This window comes from Chromobacterium piscinae, assembly GCF_021129175.1.
Classification (GTDB): Bacteria; Pseudomonadota; Gammaproteobacteria; order Burkholderiales; family Chromobacteriaceae; genus Chromobacterium; species Chromobacterium piscinae.
This window is the reverse complement of sequence record NZ_JAJOHV010000009.1, coordinates 19,029-41,664: the sequence shown is the minus strand read 5'-3', so window position 1 is coordinate 41,664 and position 22,636 is coordinate 19,029. Positions and strand designations below refer to the sequence as shown.

Here is a 22,636-nt window from a genome sequence, read left to right as displayed (position 1 = left end):
AAAAAAGCCGCTCATCGAGCGGCTTCTGCGTTTGGGTTTTGCTTGGATCAGAACCACTGCGCAGCCAGGTAGTACAGGCCGGCGGCCAGACCCATCGAGGCCGGCAGCGTGAACAGCCAGGCCAGCGCGATGGAGCGCACGGTGCTCATCTGCAGACCAGCCTTGTCGGCGATCATGGTGCCGGCCACGCCGCTGGACAGCACGTGGGTGGTGGACACCGGGAAGCCAAACCAGCTGGCCAGGCCGATCGACACGGCGGCGGTGGTCTGCGCGGCCACGCCCTGGGCATAGGTCATGTCCTTCTTACCGATGCCTTCGCCCACGGTTTTCACCACGCGGCGCCAGCCTATCATGGTGCCGATGCCCAGCGCCAAGGCCACGGCGACGATCACCCAGGTGGGCGCGTATTCGGTGGTGGTGGTCAGGTCCTTGCGTAGATTGCTCAGCAGCTGCTTGTCGTCGGACGACAGCTTGGGCAGATCGGCGGCCTTCTTGGCGGCGTCGTCCAGGCACAACAGCTGGGTGCGCACGTCCCAGCGCTGAGAGGCGCTGAGGGTGTGGTAGTCGTTGCCGTCGCCCATCAGTTTCAGCAACTGGTCGGCGGTGGCCACGGTCTGCTGCGGGTGGCACTCGTACTGGCTGGTGCTGGTGGACTTTACGATGATCTTGGACAGATCGGCCTCGTGGCGCTGGTAGAACTGCTGCAGGTGCTGCGCCGCGTCGCGGGTGCGTTCCAGCTGGTACGGGGTGCTGTCCAGGTTCAGCACGAACTTGGCCGGCACGATGCCGATCAGCACCAGCATCACCAGGCCCACGCCCTTCTGGCCGTCGTTTGAGCCGTGGGCGAAGCTGACGCCCATCGCCGATACGATCAGCATGAAGCGGGTCCAGAACGGCGGATGCTTGCGGCCTTCCACCTGCTGGCGCTGGTACGGCGTTTTATGGACGTTGCTGCGCGGACGGAAGCGCCGCAGCAGGATGACGATCAGACCCGCCATCATCGCGCCGGCGATCGGCGACACCAGCAGCGAGGCGCCGACGTCGATCGCTTTGCCCCAGTTGATGCCGTGCGACAGCGAGGTGTTGTTGATGAAGCTGTTGGCTACGCCCACGCCGAGGATGGCGCCGATCAGCGTGTGGCTGGACGAAGCGGGCAGGCCCAGATACCAGGTGCCCAGGTTCCACAGGATGGCGGCGGCCAGCAACGCGAACACCATAGCCATGCCGCGGCTGGTATTCACCGAGATCAGCAGATCCACCGGCAATAGGTGCACGATGGCGTAGGCGACGGCCAGGCCGCCGCTCATCACGCCGAGGAAGTTGCAGACGCCGGAATAGAACACGGCGAGGCGCGGCTTCATCGACTGGGTGTAGATGACGGTGGCGACGGCGTTGGCGGTATCGTGAAAACCGTTGATGAACTCAAAAGCGAGCACGAAGCCCAGCGAAAGCATCAGCGTGATAGCTACATGGGTATCGAGCCCGGAAAACAGGTCCAGCATGGCGTGTCAGCGTTTATCGTAAAGGCGGGATTGTTGTGTTCCGCGCCATGGCCGTCAAGTCTTTATAAAAAAAAAATAAAGCGTGTGGTTTTGCCTGCGAAAACGGCAAAATCTTCTTGACAGTCCAGGGTTGCAAGACGGCTAAGTCCATGATTTTACAAAATGGCGTCATCATTATTGCTTAGCCGGGCGGCATGAAAACGGCTGGCGCGGTGTGCGCGCCAGCCGGGTCGCAAGGGCGGAGTCAGCCGAATTTGCCGGTGATATAGTCCTCGGTAGCCTTTTTCTGCGGCGTGGTGAAGATGGTGTCGGTATTGCCGAACTCCACCAGCTCGCCCAGATACATATAGGCAGTGTAATCGGACACCCGCGCCGCCTGCTGCATATTGTGCGTCACGATGGCGATGGTGTAGTCCTCTTTCAATTCGTGGATCAGCTCTTCGATGTGGGCGGTGGAGATCGGGTCCAGCGCCGAGGTCGGCTCGTCTAGCAGCAGCACTTCCGGCTTGGAGGCCACTGCGCGGGCGATGCACAGCCGCTGCTGCTGGCCGCCGGACAGCGAATTGCCGGACTGCTTGAGCTTGTCCTTCACCTCGTCCCACAGCGCGGCCTTGCGCAGCGCCCATTCGACGCGGTCTTCCATCTCCCCCTTGGACAGCTTCTCGTACAGCTTCACGCCGAAGGTGATGTTGTCGTAGATAGACATCGGGAACGGGGTGGGCTTCTGGAACACCATGCCCACCTTGGCGCGCAGCAGGTTGACGTCGATGTCGCGCGCCAGGATGTTCTGGCCGTCCAGCATGATCTCGCCCTCGGCGCGCAGGCCGGGGTAGAGCTCGTACATGCGATTGAAGGTACGCAGCAGCGTGGATTTGCCGCAGCCGGACGGGCCGATGAAGGCGGTCACCTTGCGCGGCGCGATCTCCAGCTGAATGCCTTTCAGCGCGTGGAAGTTGCCATAGAAGAAGTTCAGGTCGCGGACCTCGAGCTTGGAGGCGGTGCTGGTCATGGTTGTCATGCCTTAATTCGATTGATTCTTGCGGCCGCCCATCCAGCGGGCGACGATGTTCAGGGCGAGGACGCTGAAAGTGATCAGCAGCGAACCGGCCCAAGCCAGGCGGTGCCAGTCCTCGTAGGGGCTCATCGCGAACTGGAAGATCACGATCGGCAGGTTGGCCATCGGTTGGTTCATATTGCTGTTGAAGAACTGGTTGTTCAGCGCGGTGAACAGCAGCGGCGCGGTTTCGCCGGAAATCCGGGCTACAGCCAGCAAGATGCCGGTCAGCACGCCGGCTTGGGCCGCGCGCAGCGTCACGGTCAGCGTCACCTTCCATTGCGGAGCGCCGAGCGCGGCGGCGGCTTCGCGCAGGCTGTTGGGCACCAGACGCAGCATGTTCTCGGTGGTGCGCACCACCACAGGGATCACCAGGATGGCCAGGGCGAAGGAGCCGGCCCAGCCTGAGAAGTGGCCGACCGACACCACGTACACCTCGTACACGAACAGGCCGATCACGATGGACGGCGCCGACAGCAGGATGTCGTTGATGAAGCGGGTGATGGGCGCCAGCCAGCCGCGCTGGCCGAATTCGGCCAGGTAGATGCCGGCCAGGATGCCGATCGGCGTGCCGAACAGCGTGCCGAAGGCGGTCATCACCAGGCTGCCGTATATGGCGTTGGCCAGGCCGCCGGCGGAGCCCGGAGGCGGCGTGCTTTCGGTGAACACCTGCCAGCTGATGCCGGATAGGCCGTGCTGCAGCAGCGTGATCAGAATCCAGAACAGCCAGAACAGGCCGAAAACCATGGTCAGCATCGAGGCGGCCATGGTCAGCCGGTTGAGCAGGCGGCGCCGGCGGTAAGTGAGGCTATCCTGCTTCAGGCCGGAGGCGGGGGCGGTGCGCAAGGCGTCGTTCATTGTCGCTTGGCTCATCGTTTTGACGTCTTTCATGTCAGGAAGGTTTGCCTTCCTGCTTCTTCAGGCGCAGCAGCAGCAGTTTGGAGCAGGACAGCACCACGAAGGTGATGAAGAACAGGATCAGGCCCAGCTCGATCAGCGAACCCATGTACAGGTCGCCGTTGGCTTCGGCGAATTCGTTGGCCAGCGAGGAGGCGATGGAGTTGCCCGGCTCGAACAGGCTGGTGGAAAAACGGGTGGAGTTGCCGATCACGAAGGTGACGGCCATCGTCTCGCCCAACGCGCGGCCCAGGCCCAGCATGATGCCGCCGACGACGCCGGTCTTGGTGTAGGGCAGCACCACGTAGCGCACGACTTCCCAGGTGGTGGAGCCCAGGCCGTAGGCCGACTCCTTCAGCATGGTCGGCACCACTTCGAACACGTCGCGCATCACCGAGGCGATGAACGGAATCACCATGATGGCCAGGATCAGGCCGGCGGAGAACAGGCCGATGCCCATCGGCGCGCCCTGGAACAGGAAGCCCAGCAGCGGCAGCTCGCCCAGGTTGTCGATCAGCCACGGCTGGATGTGGTCGGCGAAGAATGGGGCGAACACGAACAGGCCCCACATGCCGTAGATGATGGACGGAATGCCGGCCAGCAGCTCGACGGCGATGCCCAGCGGACGTTTCAGCCAGGTCGGGCACAGCTCGGTCAGGAACAGCGCGATGCCGAAGCTGACCGGCACGCCGATCAGCAAGGCGATGAAGGATGTGGCCAGGGTGCCGAAGATGGGCACCACGGCGCCGAATTTCTCCTGCACCGGATCCCAGTCGGTATTGAACAGGAAGCTCCAGCCGAAACCCTTGATGCTGGGCATGGCGCCGACCAGCAGCGAAAGGAGGATGCCCAGCAGCAGCGCCAGCACCAGGAAGGCGAAACAGCGGGTGGTCACCCGGAAGATTTTGTCCAGCAGCTGCTGGCGTCCCAGCTGCTGCTCATAGCTCAATTTTTGCATGCGCCGATTCTTGATGGTTCAGACACAAGGCCGGAGAGAGCGAACTCCCCCCGGCCTGGGTGCGACAGTATAAGCGTCGCCTGTCAGTTCCAGACAGCCTTGCCGCTGCCGTCGGTGATTTGTTTCCAGCTGGTGCGGATCACGCCCTTCACGCTATCGGGCATCGGGATGTAATCCAGTTCCTGCGCGGTCTTGTCGCCGTTCTTGTATGCCCAGTCGAAGTACTTCAGCACTTCGACGGCCTGCGCCGGCTTATCCTGCTTCTTGTGCATCAGGATGAAGGTGGCGCCGGCGATCGGCCAGCTCTGCTTGCCCGGCTGGTTGGTCAGCAGCAGGTAGAAGCCCGGCGCTTTCTTCCAGTCGGCGTTGGCGGCGGCGGCCTTGAACGAGGCCTCGTCCGGCTTCACGAAGGCGCCGGACTGGTTCTGCAGCAGGCCGTAGGCCAGCTTGTTCTGCTTGGCGTAGGCGTATTCGACGTAACCGATGGCGCCCTTGATGCGCGACACGTAGTTGGCCACGCCTTCGTTGCCCTTGCCGCCCACCGAGCTGCCCTTCCAGCTGACGGCGGTGTTGGAGCCGACGTCCTTCGCCCATTCCGGCGATACCTTGGACAGGTAGTTGGTGAAGATGAAGGTGGTGCCGGAGCCGTCGGAGCGGCGAACGACCGAGATGCGCTGGTCAGGCAGCTTGACGCCCGGGTTCAGCTTGGCGATCGCCGGATCGTTCCACTTGCCCACCTTGCCCAGATAGATGTCGGCCAGCAGCGCGCCGGTGAACTTGATCTGGCCGGCGGCGACGCCCGGGATGTTGTAGACCGGCACCACGCCGCCCATCACGGTCGGGAACTGAGTCAGTCCGGACTTTTCCAGCTCTTCCGGCTTCAGCGGCATGTCGGATGCGCCGAAATCGACGGTCTTGGACTGGATCTGCTTGATGCCGCCGCCGGAACCGATGGACTGGTAGTTCATGTTGTTGCCGGTGCTGCCCTTGTAGGTCGCCGCCCACTTGGCGTACAGCGGGTAGGGGAAGGTCGCGCCGGCGCCGGTGATGTCAGCCGCGTAGACCGAGCCTGCGATCAGCGTGGAGCCGAGGACTGCGGCCAGACGAACAGACTGTTTCATTGCTTAACTCCCGAACGAAAGGATGGGACTGCGTTTGTGATGGTCGCCATCGTATCGGGCGAATCTTTCAGTAATATTACAAGTCGTAAATGCTTGATCCAGGCCCATTGGAGCGGCGGGCGAGGGCGCGCTATAATCGGCGCCAACCAAGCAACATGAAGTGGAGAAACGCATGTCCGGCAAACTGGTGATTGGCAACTGGAAGATGAACACCCGCGGCGACAGCGCCCGCCAGCTGGCGGCGGCATTGCTGGCCGACGGGGAGACCAATCGCGAAGGCGTCGGCATCGCCGCTCCCGCCGTCTACTTGGCTGCGCTGGCTGAACAGCTGAAAGGCGGCAACATCGCCTTGTCCTCCCAGGATGTCAGCCGCTTCGCCGCCGACGGCGCCTTCACCGGAGAGGTGAGCGCCGCGATGCTGGCCGACGTGGGCTGCCGCTACGCGCTGGTCGGCCACTCCGAGCGCCGCCAGTATTTCCGCGAAGACAACGCCGCGCTGCTGGCCAAGATGCGCAACGCCATCGCCGCCGGCGTGGTCCCGGTGCTGTGCGTCGGGGAGACGCTGGAACAGCGCGAGTCCGGCGCTTATCTGGACGTGGTGCGGGAACAGCTTGCCATCCTGGCCGAGATCGCCGATGGTGAATACGTTGTCGCCTACGAACCGGTGTGGGCCATCGGCACCGGCAAGGTGGCGTCGCTTGAGCAGATCGCGGAAATCCATGCATTCATCAAAAATTGGTGCTTGCAAAACGTTTCCGGCTCCGATAAGATTCGCGTCCTCTACGGCGGCAGTGTCAAAGCAGAGAATGCCGAGGCGATCCTGGCGACGGAAAACGTCGGCGGAGCACTGGTCGGAGGGGCCTCTTTGGACGCCGGTTCATTCAGAGTGATTTGCCAAGCCGCAGGAAAAATGATATAGTATGGAACTTCTCAAGACGCTTATTTGGATTGTAAATCTGCTGTCCGCAGCATCTATCATCGTCCTTGTTCTGATGCAGCATGGCAAGGGTGCGGATATGGGCGCGGCTTTTGGTAGCGGCTCGTCCGGCAGTCTGTTCGGGGCGTCTGGTTCTGCGAATTTCTTGAGCAGAACGACTGCGGTTGCTGCCGCGGTGTTTTTCTCGACTTCTTTGGCGCTGGTCTTTCTTTCCGGGGGTGGAAAGAGCGATCTCGGCGTGATGGGCGGTAAGATTGAACAGGCTGTGCCGCAAATCCCGGCAGGCGCGCCTAATAAAAATGCTTCGGGAACGGCTTCCAAAATCCCGGAGTAACAATTTAAAGCTTTGCTGTGCCGACATGGTGAAATTGGTAGACACGCTATCTTGAGGGGGTAGTGGCGAAAGCTGTGTGAGTTCGAGTCTCACTGTCGGCACCACCATTCAAAAACAGGCCACCGGGACTCCGGTGGCCTGTTTTATTTGGAGCCAAGAGGGGGCGACCCTTCTTTTTTTGGGGGTGTACGGGAAATGCTGCAAAACTACTTTCCCATTCTGATGTTTGTCATCGTCGGACTTCTGGTCGGCGTGGGCCCTATTGTCTTGGGCAAACTGCTGGCACCGAATCGTCCCGACGCTGAAAAACTTTCTCCATACGAATGCGGCTTCGAGGCCTTCGAAGATGCCCGCATGAAGTTTGACGTCCGCTATTACCTGATCGCCATTCTCTTCATCCTGTTCGACCTGGAAATCGCCTTCCTGTTTCCGTGGGCGGTGGTGTTGAAGGATCTGGGCGTCTATGGTTTGGGCGTGATGGTCGAATTTCTCGCCGTGCTGACGCTCGGCTTCGTCTACATGTGGAAGAAGGGAGCTCTGGAATGGGAGTAGAAGGGATTCTGGAGAAAGGCTTCGTCACCACGACAGCCGACAAGCTTATCAACTATACCCGCACGGGTTCTCTGTGGCCAATGACCTTTGGCCTGGCCTGTTGTGCGGTGGAAATGATGCACGCCGGCGCGGCGCGTTATGACCTCGACCGCTTCGGCGTCGTGTTCCGTCCCAGCCCCCGCCAGTCCGACCTGATGATCGTCGCAGGCACGCTGTGCAACAAGATGGCGCCGGCTCTGCGCAAGGTTTACGACCAGATGGCCGAGCCGCGCTGGGTGATCTCGATGGGCTCCTGTGCCAACGGCGGCGGCTACTATCACTATTCCTATTCTGTAGTTCGCGGCTGCGACCGCATCGTGCCTGTGGATGTCTATGTGCCGGGCTGTCCGCCGACCGCGGAAGCGCTGCTGTACGGCATCATCCAGCTGCAGAACAAGATCAAACGTACCAACACCATCGCCCGCTAAGGTAGAAACTATGGCCTCCAAGAAAATGGAAGCGCTGGGTTCGGTCGTTGCCGCGGCGCTGGGCGACAAGCTCGTGAGCAGCACGCAGGCTCTGGACGAGCTGACCATCGTCTGCAAGGCGTCGGATCTGCCGTCCGTGGCGCTGACGCTGCGCGACCACTCCGATCTCGCCTTCGAACAGTGCATCGACGTTTGCGGCATGGACTACAGCGCCTACCGCGACCAGCCGTGGGACGGCCCGCGCTTCGCCGCCGTGTACCATCTGCTGTCCGTCAAGCTGAACCATCGCATCCGCCTGCGAGTCTTCGCCGCAGACGACGATTTCCCGGTGATCCCCTCGGTCAACGACGTCTGGAACGCCGCCAACTGGTTCGAGCGCGAAGCGTTCGACCTGTACGGCATCGTGTTCGAAGGCCATCCCGACCTGCGCCGCCTGCTGACCGACTACGGTTTTGTCGGCCACCCGTTCCGCAAGGACTTCCCGCTGTCCGGCCACGTGGAGATGCGCTACGACCCGACCCAGCAGCGCGTGATCTATCAGCCTGTCACCATCGAACCGCGCGAGATCACGCCGCGCATCATCCGCGAGGAGAATTACGGTGGCTGAGATCCGCAATTACACCCTCAACTTCGGCCCGCAACACCCGGCCGCGCACGGCGTGCTGCGTCTGGTGCTGGAGCTGGACGGCGAAGTCGTCCAGCGCGCCGACCCGCACATCGGCCTGCTGCACCGCGGCACCGAGAAGCTGGCCGAGAGCAAGACCTTCATCCAGTCGCTGCCGTACATGGACCGTCTCGACTACGTGTCGATGATGTGCAACGAGCACGCGTACTGCCTGGCCATCGAGAAGATGATGGGCATCGAGGTGCCGGAGCGCGCGCAGTACATCCGCGTGATGTTCGCCGAAATCACCCGCGTGCTGAACCACCTGCTGTGGATCGGCGCCCACGCGCTGGATATCGGCGCGATGACGATGTTCTTGTACGCCTTCCGCGAGCGCGAAGACCTGATGGACTGCTACGAAGCGGTGTCGGGCGCGCGCATGCACGCGGCTTACTTCCGTCCGGGCGGCGTCTACCGCGACCTGCCGGACAGCATGCCGCAGTACACCGTATCCAAGATCAAGAACGCCAAAGAGCTGGCGCGCCTGAACGAAGGCCGCAAGGGCTCGATGCTGGACTTCATCAGCGATTTCACCGACCGTTTTCCGGGCTATGTCGACGAGTACGAAACCCTGCTGACCGACAACCGCATCTGGAAGCAGCGGACCGTGGGCATCGGCGTGGTGACGGCCGAGCGCGCGCTGAACCTGGGCATGACCGGCCCGATGCTGCGCGGTTCCGGTATCGCCTGGGACTTGCGCAAGACCCAGCCGTACGACGTGTACGACAAGATGGACTTCGACGTGCCGGTGGGCGTGGGCGGCGACTGCTACGACCGCTACCTGGTCCGCGTCGAGGAAATGCGCCAGTCCAACCGCATCATCCAGCAGTGCGTGGCCTGGCTGCGCGCCAACCCCGGCCCGGTGATCACCGACAACCATAAGGTGGCTCCGCCTTCGCGCGAAGGCATGAAGTCGAATATGGAAGACCTGATCCACCACTTCAAGCTGTTCACCGAAGGCATGCACGTGCCGGAAGGCGAGGCTTACGCCGCGGTGGAGCACCCGAAGGGCGAGTTTGGCATCTACCTGGTGTCTGACGGCGCCAACAAACCGTACCGCCTCAAGATCCGCGCGCCGGGCTATGCCCATTTGGCCGCGCTGGACGAGATGGCCAAGGGCCACATGATCGCCGACGTCGTCGCGATCATCGGTACGCAGGATATCGTGTTTGGGGAGATTGACCGCTGATGCTGTCCGCACAATCGCTAGCCTTGATCGACCGCGAGGTCGCCAAATATCCGGCAGACCAGAAGCGCTCCGCCGTCATGGGCGCGCTGCGCATCGCGCTGGACGAGCGGCGCGCCGCCGGTGAAACCCCGGAAGCGCGCTGCCTGAACCAGGAGCTGATCGAGTTCGTCGCGAACTACCTGGGCATCGCCCCGGTGGCCGCCTACGAAGTCGCCACCTTCTACAACATGTACGACATGAAGCCGGTGGGCAAATTCAAGATCACCGTCTGCACCAACCTGCCCTGTGCGCTGTCCGGCGGCGTCAATGCCGCGGAGTACATCTCGAAGAAGCTGGGCATCGCCATCGGCGAAACCAGCGCCGACGGCATGTACACCCTGCTGGAAGGCGAATGCATGGGCGCCTGCGGCGACGCGCCGGTCTTGCTGGTGAACAACCACAAGATGTGCAGCTTCATGACGCCCGCAGCAATCGATAAAAAACTGGCGGAGTTGAAATAATGGCTGTCTTCGCTAATGGCGTGATTTTCGACGGCGTCGACACCAGCCAGCCCGACTGCTGGCGTCTGGACGCCTACGTGGCCCGCGGCGGCTACCAGGCGCTGCGCCGCATCCTCGATTCCAAGATGACGCAGGAAGACGTGATCGCGGAAGTGAAGAACTCCGGCCTGCGCGGCCGCGGCGGCGCAGGCTTCCCGACCGGTCTGAAATGGAGCTTCATGCCGCGCTCGTTCCCGGGCGACAAGTACGTCGTCTGCAATACGGACGAGGGCGAGCCGGGCACCTTCAAGGACCGCGACATCATCCGCTACAACCCGCATTCGCTGATCGAGGGCATGATCATCGCCGGTTACGCGATGGGCACCAAGGCGGGTTACAACTACATCCACGGCGAAATCTTCGAAGACTACGTATTGTTCGAGGAAGCGTTGGAAGAGGCGCGCAAGGCGGGCTTCCTGGGCCTGAACATCCTGGGCTCCGGCTTCAACTTCGACCTGTTCGCCCACCACGGCTACGGCGCCTACATCTGCGGCGAGGAAACCGCGCTGCTGGAGTCGCTGGAAGGCAAGAAGGGCCAGCCGCGCTTCAAGCCGCCGTTCCCGGCCAGCTTCGGCCTGTACGGCAAGCCGACCACCATCAACAACACCGAATCGTTCGCCTCGGTGCCGTTCATCATCCGCGACGGCGCGCAGACCTTCCTTGAGAAGGGCAAGCCGAACAACGGCGGCACCAAGCTGTTCTCGGTTTCCGGCCACGTCAATCGTCCGGGCAACTACGAGATCGCGCTGGGGACCCCGTTCTCCGAGCTGCTGGAAATGGCCGGCGGCATGCGCGACGGCAAGAAGCTGAAGGCGGTGATCCCGGGCGGCTCGTCCGCTCCGGTGCTGCCGGCCGACATCATGATGCAGTGCACGATGGACTACGACAGCATCGCCAAAGCCGGTTCGATGCTGGGTTCGGGCGCCGTGATCGTGATGAACGAGGACGTGTGCATGGTCAAGGCGCTGGAGCGTCTGGCCTATTTCTACCACGAAGAATCCTGCGGCCAGTGCACGCCGTGCCGCGAAGGCACCGGCTGGCTGTACAAGGTGATCCATCGCATCGTCAACGGCCAGGGCCGCAAGGGCGATCTGGAGCTTCTGGATTCCGTGGGCAACAACATGGCCGGCCGCACCATCTGCGCGCTGGCCGACGCCGCGGTGTTCCCGGTTCGCAGTTTCACCAAGCATTTCCGCGAGGAGTTCGAGTACGCGATCGAACACGGAAAGACCTTGGTGGATCACAAATGGTGTTGAGCGATGCTTGAAATCGAAATCGACGGTAAGAAACTGACGGTGCCGCAAGGCAGCACCGTCATCGAGGCTGCCCACTCGGTGGGCACCTACATTCCGCACTTCTGCTACCACAAGAAGCTGTCCATCGCGGCCAACTGCCGGATGTGCCTGGTGGAAGTGGAAAAGGCGCCGAAGCCGCTGCCGGCCTGTGCCACTCCGGTCACCGACGGCATGAAGGTCCACACCGCGTCGCCGCTGGCCAAGAAGGCCCAGCAGGGCGTGATGGAGTTCCTGCTGATCAACCACCCGCTGGATTGCCCGATCTGCGACCAGGGCGGCGAATGCCAGCTGCAGGATCTGGCTGTCGGCTACGGCAACTCGACCTCGCGCTACGAGGAAGATAAGCGCGTGGTGGTGGGCAAGGACATGGGCCCGCTGGTTTCCGCGGAGGAAATGTCGCGCTGCATCCACTGCACGCGCTGCGTCCGCTTCACTGAAGAAGTGGGCGGCTTCCAGGAAATCGGCATGGCCAACCGCAGCGAGTTCTCCGAGATCCTGCCGTTCCTGGGCAAGACCGTGGACTCGGAAATCTCCGGCAACGTGATCGACCTGTGCCCGGTCGGAGCGCTGACATCCAAGCCGTTCCGCTACAGCACCCGCGCCTGGGAACTGTCGCGCCGCAAGTCGGTGAGCCCGCACGACGGCCTCGGCTCCAACTTGGTGGTCCAGGTGAAGAGCAACGAAGTGATGCGCGTGCTGCCGCTGGAAAATGAAGCCATCAACGAGTGCTGGATCGCCGACCGCGACCGCTTCTCCTACGAAGGCCTGAACAGCGCCGAGCGTCTGCAAAAGCCGATGATCAAGTTCGACGGCAAGTGGCACGAAACCGACTGGGAAACCGCGCTGAACTACGTGGTGAAGGGCCTGAACGGCGTGTCCGCCGATCATGGTAAGGACGCCATCGGCTTCCTGCTGAACCCGCACTCCACCACCGAGGAACTGCACCTGGCGCAGAAGCTGGCGCGCGCCTTCGGCGTGAACGCGGTCGACTACCGCCTGCGCCGCAGCGACTTCTCCGCCGACAGCGCCAAGCAGGGCGCCGAATGGCTGGGCTCCACCATCGCCGAACTTGCCGATGCCAAGTCGGTGCTGGCGGTGGGCGCCTCGCTGCGCAAGGAGCAGCCGCTGCTGGCCTCTCGCCTGCGCGCATCGGTCAAGAAGGGTGCCGAGCTGAACATTATCCACGTCGCCGACGACAATCTGCTGACCAAGATCAACGGCAAGCTGATCGTGTCGCCGCTGGCGCTGGTGAATGCGCTGTCGCAAGTGTTGAAGGCCGTGGCCGAGATCAAGTCCGGCTCCAGCGAGATCGACTTGGCATCGGTGGAAGTGTCCGCCCAGGCGCGCGTCATCGCTGAAAGCCTGACCGGCGCCGAGACCGCGTCCGTCGTGCTGGGCAACGTCGCGCAACACCACCCGGCTTACGGCCAGCTGCTGTCGCTGACCCAGGAAATCTCCCGCTTGTCCGGCGCGCGTTTCGGCATCCTGGCCGAAGCCGCCAACAGTGTGGGCGCCGAGCTGGTGGGCGCGCTGCCGAAGACCGGCGACAACGCCGCCGCGATGATCGCCAAGCCGAAGAAGGCCTACTTCCTGTTGAACACCGAAGTGGAGTTCGACAGCTACAACCCGCAGGCTGCCGTGGCCGCGATGAAGCAGGCTGCCACCGTGATCGCGCTGACCGCCTACAAGGGCCAGGGCCTGTTGGATTACGCCGACGTGCTGCTGCCGATCGCGCCGTTCTCCGAGACCGCCGGTTCCTTCGTCAACATGGAAGGCAAACTGCAGACCTTCAACGGCGTGGTGAAGCCGCTGGGCGAAACCCGTCCGGCCTGGAAGGTGCTGCGCGTGCTGGGCAATATGCTGAGCCTGTCCGGCTTCGAGCAGAACAGCGCCGAGGAAGTCCGCGGCGAGTTCGGCGATCTGGCCGCCAAGCTGAACAACGCGCTGTCCAAGGTCGCGGCCAATCCGGCAGCGTCTTCCGGCATCGTCCGAGTAGGCGAAGTGCCGATGTACCAGGCCGACGCAATCTGCCGCCGCGCGCCGTCGCTGCAGCAAACCAACGAAGCCAAGGGGGCCGCCGTCGTCCGCGCGCACAGCAGCCTGCTGGCCAAGCTGGGCGTGGCGGCCGGTTCCACCGCGCTGCTGAAGCAGGGCGAGGGCGAGGCGCGCGTTTCGGTCGAAGCCGACGACAGCCTGCCGGCCGACGTGGTACGGGTCGCCGCTGCGCACGCTTCCACGCTGGCGCTGGGCGGCATGTTCGACGCAATCGAGATCAAGCAGGGGTAAACGATGGAGTTCTTGCAAGGTATTCTTGGCACTGACGCAGGGCTCCTGGTGTGGACCCTGTTGAAGATCATCGCCATCGTGCTGCCGATGTTGGGCTGCGTGGCCTATCTGACGCTGGCCGAGCGCAAGGTGATCGGCTACATGCAGATCCGCATCGGTCCCAACCGCGTGGGTCCATTCGGCCTGCTGCAGCCCATCGCCGACGCGGTGAAGCTGCTGATGAAGGAAATCATCCTGCCCACCAACTCCAGCAAGGGCTTGTTCCTGCTGGCGCCTGTGCTGTCCATCGGACCGGCCCTGGCGGCCTGGGCGGTGGTTCCGTTCACCGAGCACCTAGTGGTGGCCAACGTCAATGCTTCGCTGCTGTACATCCTGGCGCTGACCTCTATGGGCGTGTACGGCGTGATCATCGCCGGCTGGGCGAGTAACTCGAAGTACTCCTTTCTCGGCGCGATGCGTTCTGCCGCCCAGATCGTTTCCTACGAACTGGCGATGGGCTTTGCGCTGGTAGGCGTGCTGATGGTTTCCGGCAGCCTGAACTTGGTTGATATCGTCAAGCAGCAGTCGTTCGGCATGGGCGCAGGTTCCATCGTGTCTTGGAACTGGATCCCGTTGTTCCCGCTGTTCATCGTCTACCTGATCTCCGGCGTGGCCGAGACCAACCGCGCGCCGTTCGACGTGGCGGAAGGCGAGTCGGAAATCGTCGCCGGTTTCCACGTTGAATATTCGGGCATGGCGTTTGCGATTTTCTTCCTGGCAGAATACGCCAACATGATCCTGGTCGCCGCGCTGACCGCCATCCTGTTCCTCGGCGGCTGGCTGTCGCCGTTCCCGGCGTCGTGGGGCATCCTGGGCGCCGGCGGCTTCCACTGGCTGGCGATCAAGGTGTCGCTGATTCTGTTTTCCTTCCTGTGGTTCCGCGCCACCTTCCCGCGCTATCGCTATGACCAGATCATGCGTTTGGGTTGGAAGGTATTCATTCCGGTGACCCTGGCGTGGATCCTGGTGGTGGGCGTGTGGATGTTTACCCCGCTGTCCATTTGGCACTGAGACAGGGGATAGGTGAAAAAATGAATTCGATCCGCAACTTTTTCAAGACCTTCCTGCTGGTGGAGCTGGTCAAGGGCCTGATGGTCACTGGCCGCTACTTCTTTGCCCGCAAGATCACGGTGCAGTTCCCGGAAGAGAAGACGCCGATTTCGCCGCGCTTCCGCGGCCTGCACGCGCAGCGTCGCTACGCCAACGGCGAAGAGCGCTGCATCGCGTGCAAGTTGTGCGAGGCGGTGTGTCCGGCACTGGCCATCAGCATCGAGTCCGAGCAGCGCGACGACGGCACCCGCCGCACCACGCGCTACGACATCGATCTGACCAAATGCATCTTCTGCGGCTTCTGCGAGGAAGCCTGTCCGGTGGACGCGATCGTGGAAACCCACATCTTCGAATACCACGGTGAAAAACGTGGCGACCTCTACTACACCAAGCCGATGCTGCTGGCTATCGGCGACAAGTACGAGGCCGAAATCGCCGCCAACAAGGCGGCCGACGCCAAGTATCGCTAAGGGGAGGCCATGAACCTAACTACGGTAATTTTCTACGTTCTGTCCGCCATTCTGGTCTTCGCCGGCGTGCGGGTGGTCACGGCCAAGAACCCGGTGCACGCCGCGCTGTTCCTGGTACTGGCCTTCTTCACCAGCGCCGGCCACTGGCTGCTGATGGAGTCGGAGTTCCTGGCGATCACGCTGGTGCTGGTCTACGTCGGCGCGGTGATGGTGCTGTTCCTGTTCGTGGTGATGATGCTGGACATCAACATCGAGAAGCTGCGCGAAGGCTTCTGGAAAAACCTGCCGGTGGCCGCCACTGTCGGCGCCATCATGGTGTTCGAAATGGCGCTGATCCTGGTCAGCCCGCAGGCCGCGTTGTCGCAGTACAAAGCCGCTGCGCCGCTGGCCGCCGACTTCAGCAACGTGAAGATGCTGGGCAGCCAGCTTTACACCACCTATCTGCTGCCGTTCGAGATCGCGGCGGTCGTGCTGCTGCTGGCGATGATCGCCGCCATCGGCCTGACCATGCGCGCGCGCAAGGACAGCAAGGTGATCGACCCCGCCGTCCAGGTGAAGGTGCGCCGCGAAGACCGCGTCCGCATCGTCAAGATGGACGCCGTGAAAAAAGTGGAAGAAGCCGAACAGGCCGATTCCGGTGAGCAACAGGCCTGACGGCCAATCAACCAATAAGGGAGGAAACGTGCTGACACTGACTCACTTTCTGGTGCTGGCCGCCATCCTGTTCGCCATCAGCGTGCTCGGGATTTTCCTGAACCGGAAAAACCTGATCATCCTGCTGATGGCCATCGAGCTGATGCTGCTGGCGGTGAACTTCAACTTCATCGCGTTCTCGCACTACCTGTCGGATTCGGCAGGCCAGATCTTCGTGTTCTTCATCCTGACGGTTGCCGCCGCCGAATCCGCCATTGGTCTGGCGATTCTGGTGGTGCTGTTCCGCAACCTGCAGAGCATCAACGTTGAAGACTTGGGCAGCCTCAAGGGCTAACGGCAAACCGGAACCATTACAAAGCACAAAAGCATGGATATGAAGAGCTTATACCTGCTGATTGCACTCGCCCCGCTGGCGGGTTCCATCATTGCGGGCCTGTTTGGATGGGCGATCGGACGGCGCGCTTCGCACGTCGTGACGATAGCCGGCGTGGCGGTGTCCGCCGCGCTGTCGCTCAAGGTGCTTCTGGGCTTCCTCAACGGAAGCGCGGAAGTGTTCAACGGACCGGTCTACACCTGGCTGACCGTCGGCGGCTACGAGTACTCGGTCGGCTTCCTGGTCGACTCGCTGACCGCGATGATGCTGGTGGTGGTCACCAGCGTGTCGCTGATGGTGCATATCTATACCATCGGCTACATGCAGGACGATCCGGGCTACCAGCGTTTCTTCAGCTACATCTCGCTGTTCACCTTCTCGATGCTGATGCTGGTGATGAGCAACAACTTCGTCCAGCTGTTCTTCGGCTGGGAAGCTGTGGGCCTGGTGTCCTATCTGCTGATCGGCTTCTGGTTCAAGCGCTCGACCGCGGTGTTCGCCAACCTGAAGGCCTTCCTGGTCAACCGCGTCGGCGACTTCGGCTTTCTGCTGGGTATCGGCCTGGTGCTGGCCTACTTCGGCGGCTCGCTGAACTACAGCGACGTGTTCGCCGCCGCCCCGGCGCTGGCGCAGAAGACCATCGAGATCATCCCCGGCCAGCAATGGTCGCTGCTGACCGTCACCTGCATCCTGCTGTTCATCGGCGCGATGGGTAAATCCGCCCAGTTCCCGCTGCACGTGTGGCTGCCGGACTCGATGGAAGGCCCGACTCCGATCTCGGCGCTGATCCACGCGGCCACCATGGTGACCGCCGGCATCTTCATGGTGTCGCGCATGAGCCCCTTGTTCGAGATGTCCGACACCGCGCTGAACGTGGTGATGGTGGCAGGCTCGATCACCGCGCTGTTCATGGGCTTCCTCGGCATCGTCCAGAACGACATCAAGCGCGTGGTGGCTTACTCCACGCTGTCGCAGCTGGGCTACATGACCGTGGCGCTGGGCGCTTCGGCGTACTCGGTGGCGATGTTCCATGTGATGACCCATGCCTTCTTCAAGGCGCTGCTGTTCCTGGCGGCCGGCTCCGTGATCATCGGTATGCACCACGATCAGGACATGCGGAACATGGGCGGCCTGCGCAAGTACATGCCCATTACCTGGCTGACCTCGCTGCTGGGTTCGCTGGCGCTGATCGGCACGCCGTTCTTCTCTGGCTTCTACTCCAAGGACTCGATCATCGAGGCGGTCGCCGCTTCGCATCTGTCCGCGGCCGGCTTCGCCTACTTCGCCGTGGTGGCTGGCGTGTTCATCACTGCCTTCTACTCCTTCCGCATGTACTTCCTGGTCTTCCACGGCAAGGAGCGCTGGATGGAGAACCATGGCTCGCACCACGAGCACCATGGCGACAGCGATGAGGAAGAAGTGTCCCACGACCACCACCATGGCCTGGGCCCGAACGACAAGCCGCACGAATCGCCGTGGGTGGTGACCCTGCCTCTGGTGCTGCTGGCCATTCCGTCGGTGCTGGTGGGCTACTTCGCCATCGACAAGCTGGTTTACGGCGACTTCTTCAAGGGCGTGATCGCGGTCAACAACGAAGCGCACCCGGGCATGGAAGAGCTGGCGCACGAGTTCCACGGCGCCTTCGCCATGACGCTGCACTCGTTCACCACGCTGCCGCTGTGGCTGGCCATCGCCGGCGTCGTCGTGGCCTGGTACTTCTACATGAAGGCGCCGCACATCCCGGCCGCCATCAAGGAAAAGTGCGCTCCGATCCACAAGCTGCTGGAAAACAAGTACTACCTGGACGAGATCTATTTCGCCGTGTTCGCCAAGGGTTCGCGCGCGCTGGGCACCTTGTTCTGGAAGGTGGGCGACACGCTGCTGATCGACGGCCTGCTGGTCAACGGCACCGCCAAGCTGGTGGGCTGGTTCTCCAGCGTGGTTCGCCGCGCGCAGACCGGCTTCATCTACAGCTACGCCACCGCGATGATCATCGGCGTGCTGGGTCTGATGACCTGGTGGTTCCTGCCGCTGATCCTGCGCTGAGTCCGGATTCCGGGATTGAAATAACAATATAGGTTTGACTATGTTCACAAATCTGTTAAGTCTGGTGATCTGGACGCCGATACTGGCCGGCCTGGTAGTGCTGGCCACCGGCGGCGACCAGCGCGCGCCGCTGGCGCGCTGGCTGGCGGTGGCGGGAGCCCTGGCGGGTTTCCTGCTGTCGATCCCGCTGTTCACCGAGTTCAACAACCTGAACGGCGGCATGCAGTTCGAAGAGATGAAGCCGTGGATCGCTTCGCTCAACATCAACTACCACCTGGGCGTGGACGGCATCTCGATGCTGTTCGTGGTGCTCAACAGCTTCACCACGCTGTTGGTGGTGATCGCCGGCTGGGAAGTGATCCAGAAGCGCGTGTCGCAGTACATGGCCGCCTTCCTGATCATGTCCGGTCTGATCAACGGCGCCTTCGCCGCGCTGGACGCGATCCTGTTCTATGTCTTCTTCGAAGGCATGCTGATCCCGATGTACCTGATCATCGGCGTCTGGGGCGGTCCGCGCCGCGTCTACGCGTCGATCAAGTTCTTCCTGTACACGCTGCTCGGCTCGCTGCTGATGCTGGTAGCGTTGATCTACCTGTACTTCCAGGCTGGCAAGAGCTTCGAGATCCTGGCTTTCCACGACATCGCCAAGATTTCGCTGACGGTGCAGATCCTCCTGTTCGTCGCCTTCTTCATGTCCTTCGCGGTGAAGGTGCCGATGTGGCCGGTCCACACCTGGCTGCCGGACGCCCACGTGGAAGCGCCGACCGGCGGCTCCATGGTGCTGGCCGCGATCACGCTGAAGATCGGCGCCTACGGCTTCCTGCGGTTCATCCTGCCCATCATGCCGGACGCCGCGCGCGAGCTGTCGCCCATCATCATCGGCCTGTCGCTGGTGGCGGTGGTCTACATCGGCCTGGTGGCGCTGGTTCAGTCCGACATGAAGAAGCTGGTGGCGTACTCGTCCATTTCCCACATGGGCTTCGTGACTCTGGGCCTGTTCCTGTTCACCGGCAGCGAGCTGAACCAGTGGGCCGTCGAAGGCGCGCTGGTGCAGATGGTGTCCCACGGCTTCGTCTCCGCCGCGATGTTCTTCTGCATCGGCGTGATGTACGACCGCGTGCACAGCCGCAACATCTCCGACTACGGCGGCGTGGCCAACAAGATGCCGATCTTCGCCGCCTTCATGATGCTGTTCGCGATGGCCAACTCAGGCCTGCCGGCCACTTCCGGCTTCGTCGGCGAGTTCATGGTGATCATGGGCGCGGTGCAGGTGAACTTCTGGTACGCCGCGCTGGCCGCCACCACGCTGATCTTCGGCGCCGCCTACACCCTGTGGATGTACAAGCGCGTGATCTTCGGCGACGTGGCCAACGAGCATGTGGCCGAGCTGTCCGACGTCAACAAGCGCGAGTTCCTGGTGCTGGCCATCCTTGCCCTGATGGTGCTGGGCATGGGTCTGTACCCGCAGGCTTTCGTCGCCAAGATGCACCTGGCGGTCAACGACCTGATCACGCACGTCGCGCAGACCAAGCTGCCGTAAGGACGGAAGGAATACACACAAATGAATTGGGCTGATCTCAACCTGATACCCGCGATGCCGGAGCTGTTCCTGATCGGCGCGTTGCTGGTGGTGCTGATGCTGGATCTTTTCATCTCGGATGAAAAGCGCTGCATCACCTACGGCCTGACGCTGCTGACCCTGGTCGGCGCCGCCGTCGCGCAGGTATGCACCTTTACCCCGTACCCGGTGACCACGTTCTCCGGCATGTTCGTCGCCGATCCGCTGGCGGCGCTGGTCAAGCTGGCGATGTACGGCGTCACCGCTATCGTGCTGGTGTACAGCCGCCAGTACACCGCCGACCGAGGCCTGTTCAAGGGCGAGTACTTCTCGCTGTCGCTGTTCGCGCTCTTGGGCATGAACCTGATGGTGTCCGCCTCGCACTTCCTGACCCTATACATGGGTCTGGAACTGCTGTCGCTGGCGCTGTACTCGCTGATCGCGCTGCAGCGCGACTCGGTGTCCGCCACCGAGTCGGCGATGAAGTACTTCGTGCTGGGCGCGCTGGCTTCCGGCCTGCTGCTGTACGGCATCTCGATGATCTACGGCGCCACCGGCTCGCTGGAGCTGGCCGCCGTCGCCAAGGCGATCAAGTCGCACTCCGCCAATGGCGTGCTGCTGATCTTCGGCCTGGTGTTCATCGTCGCCGGCCTGAGCTTCAAGCTGGGCGCCGTGCCGTTCCACATGTGGGTGCCCGATGTCTACCAGGGGTCGCCGACCTCCGTCACGCTGATGGTCGGCGCCGCCCCCAAGCTGGCCGCCTTCGTGTTCGTGCTGCGCATTCTGGCCCAGGGCCTGGACGCGCTGGTGGGCGACTGGCAGGGCATGCTGATCATCGTCGCCGTGCTGTCTATGGCCATCGGCAACATCACAGCCATCGTGCAGACCAACATCAAGCGGATGCTGGCTTACTCCACCATCTCGCACATGGGCTTCTTGCTCCTGGGCGTGCTGGCCGGCACCAAGCAGGGTTACTCCGCCGCGCTGTTCTACGCGGTGGTGTACGTGGCGATGTCGCTGGTCAGCTTCGGCATCATCCTGGCGCTGTCGCGCAAGGGCTTCGAATGCGAGAAGATCGACGATCTGAAGGGGCTGAACAGCCGCAACAGTTGGTACGCGCTGTTGATGCTGCTGGCCATGTTCTCGATGGCCGGCATTCCGCCGCTGGCGGGCTTCTACGCCAAGTTCGCGGTGATCCAGGCCGTGGTGCAGATCGGCATGATCAAGCTGGCCGTGTTCTCCGTGCTGATGTCGGTGATCGGCGCCTTCTACTACCTGCGCGTGGTCAAGGCCATCTACTTCGACGACGCCCAGGACAATGCTCCGATCAACGTTCGCGCCGACATGAAGCTGGTGCTGTCGCTGAACGCGCTGGCGCTGTTGGCGGTGGGCATCCTGCCGCAGTCGCTGCTAGAACTGTGCGCGCAAGTGATGCGCCAGTCTCTGGGCATGATGTAAGGACTGGGCCATGCAGACTGGCATCGTGATCCTGCTGCTGCTGGCCCTGGCGGCCGCCAACTTGCCGTTCGCCACCGCCCGCGTGGCCTGCGTGTTCAAGGTGGCGCGCAAGCACTTCGGCTGGCAGGCGCTGGAGCTCGTCGCGCTGTATCTGCTGGTGGGCCTGCTGGCCCGCCTGCTGGAGGCGCAGACGATGCCGGTGCATGAGCAGAATTGGCAGTTTTACGTCACCACTTTCGCGCTGTTCGTGGTGGCGGCCTTTCCGGGCTTCCTCTATCGCTATTTCTGGCGCAAGCCGGGACAATAGCCGCGCGAACGCGCAAGCAACAAAGCACTGCCTAGGCAGTGCTTTTTTATTGTCATTTGTTGCGGCTACTTGCTTAATATCGCATTTTGAATGAAATTGACATTTTATATCCGTATGAAATGCGGTGAAAACTCAATGGTCATCATCATGCGTAAACTACTGACAGTCTCCTTGCTTGCCCTGCTGGCGGGCGTTGCCCAGGCCGATGAGCTGAAACCAGCGCGCCACGGCGATTTCGCTCATTACACCTTCGCGCTGGCGTGGCTGCCGGGCTTCTGCACCGCGGGCGGAGAGGGTTGTCTGCCGAGCCAGCCCAAGGAGGAACTGATCGGCCTGCATGGTTTGTGGGCGTCGGAACCCAAGAGCCTGGAAGACAAGGGCGTGAAAGTGCAGCAATGGTGGGCAGCGGGCTGCTCGATGCTGCCGCATGTGACGGCGGTCCCGTTGCTGTCCGAAGAACTGCGGCAGAGGCTGAGGGAAACGATGCCGCAGCTTGCCAGCGATCTGCAGACCCATGAATACGTGAAGCACGTGCAGTGCTTCGGCTACGACGCCAATGAATTCTTCTCCACCGCGCTGCAGCTGCGCGAAGCGGTGGTAGACAGCGAATTTGGCCGCTACCTGAGCGCCCAGGTCGGCCAGACCCGCACCGGCGAGGAAGTGAAGGATGCGTTTACCAAGGGCTACGCCACCGGCGAGCGCGGCGCGCTGCAACTGCGCTGCGCCAAGGACGCCAAGGGGCGCAACGTGCTGACCGAGCTGTGGTTCACGTTGAAGAAGGACAAGCTGGACAGCTTCCCTGAGGTGGACAGCTTTATGGACACGCCGACGGCGGAGCGCGAGGACACCTGCTCCCAGCCCTTCCTGCTGCCCAAGTGGTGAGCGA

Annotated in this window: 23 protein-coding genes and 1 tRNA gene; 19 read left to right on the top strand and 5 right to left on the bottom strand. The window is 62.3% G+C overall.

Annotated features, from left to right (window positions below):
• Positions 1 to 47 precede the first annotated feature (47 nt).
• The 5 genes from LQR33_RS02215 to pstS form a co-directional block, all read right to left on the bottom strand.
• Positions 48 to 1,502, bottom strand: coding sequence for an inorganic phosphate transporter (locus LQR33_RS02215; RefSeq protein ID WP_221665055.1), 1,455 nt, complete (start codon positions 1,500 to 1,502; stop codon positions 48 to 50).
• Between the two features lie 244 nt (positions 1,503 to 1,746).
• The gene (pstB, locus tag LQR33_RS02210) at positions 1,747 to 2,520 is read right to left on the bottom strand and encodes a phosphate ABC transporter ATP-binding protein PstB (protein ID WP_031296183.1); all 774 of its coding nucleotides are present in this window, start codon (positions 2,518 to 2,520) and stop codon (positions 1,747 to 1,749) included.
• A gap of 3 nt (positions 2,521 to 2,523) precedes the next feature.
• Positions 2,524 to 3,414, bottom strand: a complete 891-nt coding sequence (gene pstA, locus LQR33_RS02205; RefSeq protein WP_269326184.1) for a phosphate ABC transporter permease PstA — start codon at positions 3,412 to 3,414, stop codon at positions 2,524 to 2,526.
• Positions 3,415 to 3,448: 34 nt separating this feature from the next.
• Positions 3,449 to 4,411, bottom strand: coding sequence for a phosphate ABC transporter permease subunit PstC (pstC, locus tag LQR33_RS02200; protein ID WP_021476493.1), 963 nt, complete (start codon positions 4,409 to 4,411; stop codon positions 3,449 to 3,451).
• An 83-nt stretch (positions 4,412 to 4,494) separates the two neighbouring features.
• Positions 4,495 to 5,532, bottom strand: coding sequence for a phosphate ABC transporter substrate-binding protein PstS (pstS, locus tag LQR33_RS02195; RefSeq protein WP_231467264.1), 1,038 nt, complete (start codon positions 5,530 to 5,532; stop codon positions 4,495 to 4,497).
• A gap of 172 nt (positions 5,533 to 5,704) precedes the next feature.
• Here pstS and tpiA point away from each other — a divergent pair, with 172 nt between their 5' ends.
• The 19 genes from tpiA (at position 5,705) to LQR33_RS02100 (ending at position 22,632) form a co-directional block, all read left to right on the top strand.
• Entirely contained in the window at positions 5,705 to 6,451 is a 747-nt protein-coding gene (gene tpiA, locus LQR33_RS02190) for a triose-phosphate isomerase (protein ID WP_166441122.1), read from the top strand.
• 1 nt (position 6,452) lies between these two features.
• The gene (secG, locus tag LQR33_RS02185) at positions 6,453 to 6,803 is read left to right on the top strand and encodes a preprotein translocase subunit SecG (protein WP_021476496.1); all 351 of its coding nucleotides are present in this window, start codon (positions 6,453 to 6,455) and stop codon (positions 6,801 to 6,803) included.
• A 19-nt stretch (positions 6,804 to 6,822) separates the two neighbouring features.
• A tRNA-Leu gene (locus LQR33_RS02180) sits at positions 6,823 to 6,907 on the top strand.
• Between the two features lie 91 nt (positions 6,908 to 6,998).
• Positions 6,999 to 7,355, top strand: coding sequence for an NADH-quinone oxidoreductase subunit A (locus LQR33_RS02175; RefSeq protein ID WP_011134496.1), 357 nt, complete (start codon positions 6,999 to 7,001; stop codon positions 7,353 to 7,355).
• The gene (locus LQR33_RS02170) at positions 7,346 to 7,822 is read left to right on the top strand and encodes a NuoB/complex I 20 kDa subunit family protein (RefSeq protein ID WP_011134497.1); all 477 of its coding nucleotides are present in this window, start codon (positions 7,346 to 7,348) and stop codon (positions 7,820 to 7,822) included. Before LQR33_RS02175 ends, LQR33_RS02170 begins: the two co-directional genes overlap by 10 nt.
• 10 nt (positions 7,823 to 7,832) lie before the next feature.
• Entirely contained in the window at positions 7,833 to 8,429 is a 597-nt protein-coding gene (locus tag LQR33_RS02165; RefSeq protein ID WP_166441123.1) for an NADH-quinone oxidoreductase subunit C, read from the top strand.
• The gene (locus tag LQR33_RS02160) at positions 8,422 to 9,675 is read left to right on the top strand and encodes an NADH-quinone oxidoreductase subunit D (RefSeq protein WP_046155444.1); all 1,254 of its coding nucleotides are present in this window, start codon (positions 8,422 to 8,424) and stop codon (positions 9,673 to 9,675) included. Before LQR33_RS02165 ends, LQR33_RS02160 begins: the two co-directional genes overlap by 8 nt.
• Positions 9,675 to 10,175, top strand: a complete 501-nt coding sequence (nuoE, locus tag LQR33_RS02155; protein WP_021476499.1) for an NADH-quinone oxidoreductase subunit NuoE — start codon at positions 9,675 to 9,677, stop codon at positions 10,173 to 10,175. The genes LQR33_RS02160 and nuoE overlap by 1 nt, the downstream gene beginning before the upstream one ends.
• Complete coding sequence (gene nuoF / locus LQR33_RS02150; RefSeq protein WP_166441124.1) at positions 10,175 to 11,470, top strand: NADH-quinone oxidoreductase subunit NuoF; 1,296 nt, start codon at positions 10,175 to 10,177, stop codon at positions 11,468 to 11,470. Before nuoE ends, nuoF begins: the two co-directional genes overlap by 1 nt.
• Positions 11,471 to 11,473: 3 nt before the next feature.
• Positions 11,474 to 13,795: an NADH-quinone oxidoreductase subunit NuoG gene (gene nuoG / locus LQR33_RS02145; RefSeq protein ID WP_231467261.1), complete on the top strand. Its 2,322-nt coding sequence runs from the start codon at positions 11,474 to 11,476 to the stop codon at positions 13,793 to 13,795.
• 3 nt (positions 13,796 to 13,798) lie between these two features.
• Positions 13,799 to 14,845, top strand: a complete 1,047-nt coding sequence (gene nuoH / locus LQR33_RS02140) for an NADH-quinone oxidoreductase subunit NuoH (RefSeq protein ID WP_166441126.1) — start codon at positions 13,799 to 13,801, stop codon at positions 14,843 to 14,845.
• Positions 14,846 to 14,874: 29 nt separating this feature from the next.
• The gene (gene nuoI, locus LQR33_RS02135) at positions 14,875 to 15,354 is read left to right on the top strand and encodes an NADH-quinone oxidoreductase subunit NuoI (protein ID WP_221665069.1); all 480 of its coding nucleotides are present in this window, start codon (positions 14,875 to 14,877) and stop codon (positions 15,352 to 15,354) included.
• 9 nt (positions 15,355 to 15,363) lie between these two features.
• Positions 15,364 to 16,008 carry an NADH-quinone oxidoreductase subunit J gene (locus LQR33_RS02130; protein WP_046166376.1) on the top strand — a complete coding sequence of 215 codons (645 nt, stop codon included), beginning with the start codon at positions 15,364 to 15,366 and terminating at the stop codon, positions 16,006 to 16,008.
• Positions 16,009 to 16,036: 28 nt separating this feature from the next.
• Positions 16,037 to 16,342: an NADH-quinone oxidoreductase subunit NuoK gene (gene nuoK, locus LQR33_RS02125; RefSeq protein ID WP_011134506.1), complete on the top strand. Its 306-nt coding sequence runs from the start codon at positions 16,037 to 16,039 to the stop codon at positions 16,340 to 16,342.
• A gap of 33 nt (positions 16,343 to 16,375) precedes the next feature.
• Entirely contained in the window at positions 16,376 to 18,427 is a 2,052-nt protein-coding gene (gene nuoL / locus LQR33_RS02120) for an NADH-quinone oxidoreductase subunit L (protein ID WP_021476505.1), read from the top strand.
• A 40-nt stretch (positions 18,428 to 18,467) separates the two neighbouring features.
• Positions 18,468 to 19,967 carry an NADH-quinone oxidoreductase subunit M gene (locus tag LQR33_RS02115; protein ID WP_231467257.1) on the top strand — a complete coding sequence of 500 codons (1,500 nt, stop codon included), beginning with the start codon at positions 18,468 to 18,470 and terminating at the stop codon, positions 19,965 to 19,967.
• 21 nt (positions 19,968 to 19,988) lie between these two features.
• A complete protein-coding gene (gene nuoN / locus LQR33_RS02110; RefSeq protein ID WP_166441129.1) occupies positions 19,989 to 21,443 on the top strand; it encodes an NADH-quinone oxidoreductase subunit NuoN in 1,455 nt (484 codons plus the stop codon).
• 10 nt (positions 21,444 to 21,453) lie between these two features.
• Entirely contained in the window at positions 21,454 to 21,750 is a 297-nt protein-coding gene (locus LQR33_RS02105) for a DUF2818 family protein (protein ID WP_166441130.1), read from the top strand.
• A 147-nt stretch (positions 21,751 to 21,897) separates the two neighbouring features.
• On the top strand, positions 21,898 to 22,632 hold the full coding sequence (locus tag LQR33_RS02100; protein WP_166441131.1) for a ribonuclease T2: 735 nt from the start codon (positions 21,898 to 21,900) through the stop codon (positions 22,630 to 22,632).
• Positions 22,633 to 22,636: the final 4 nt, after the last annotated feature.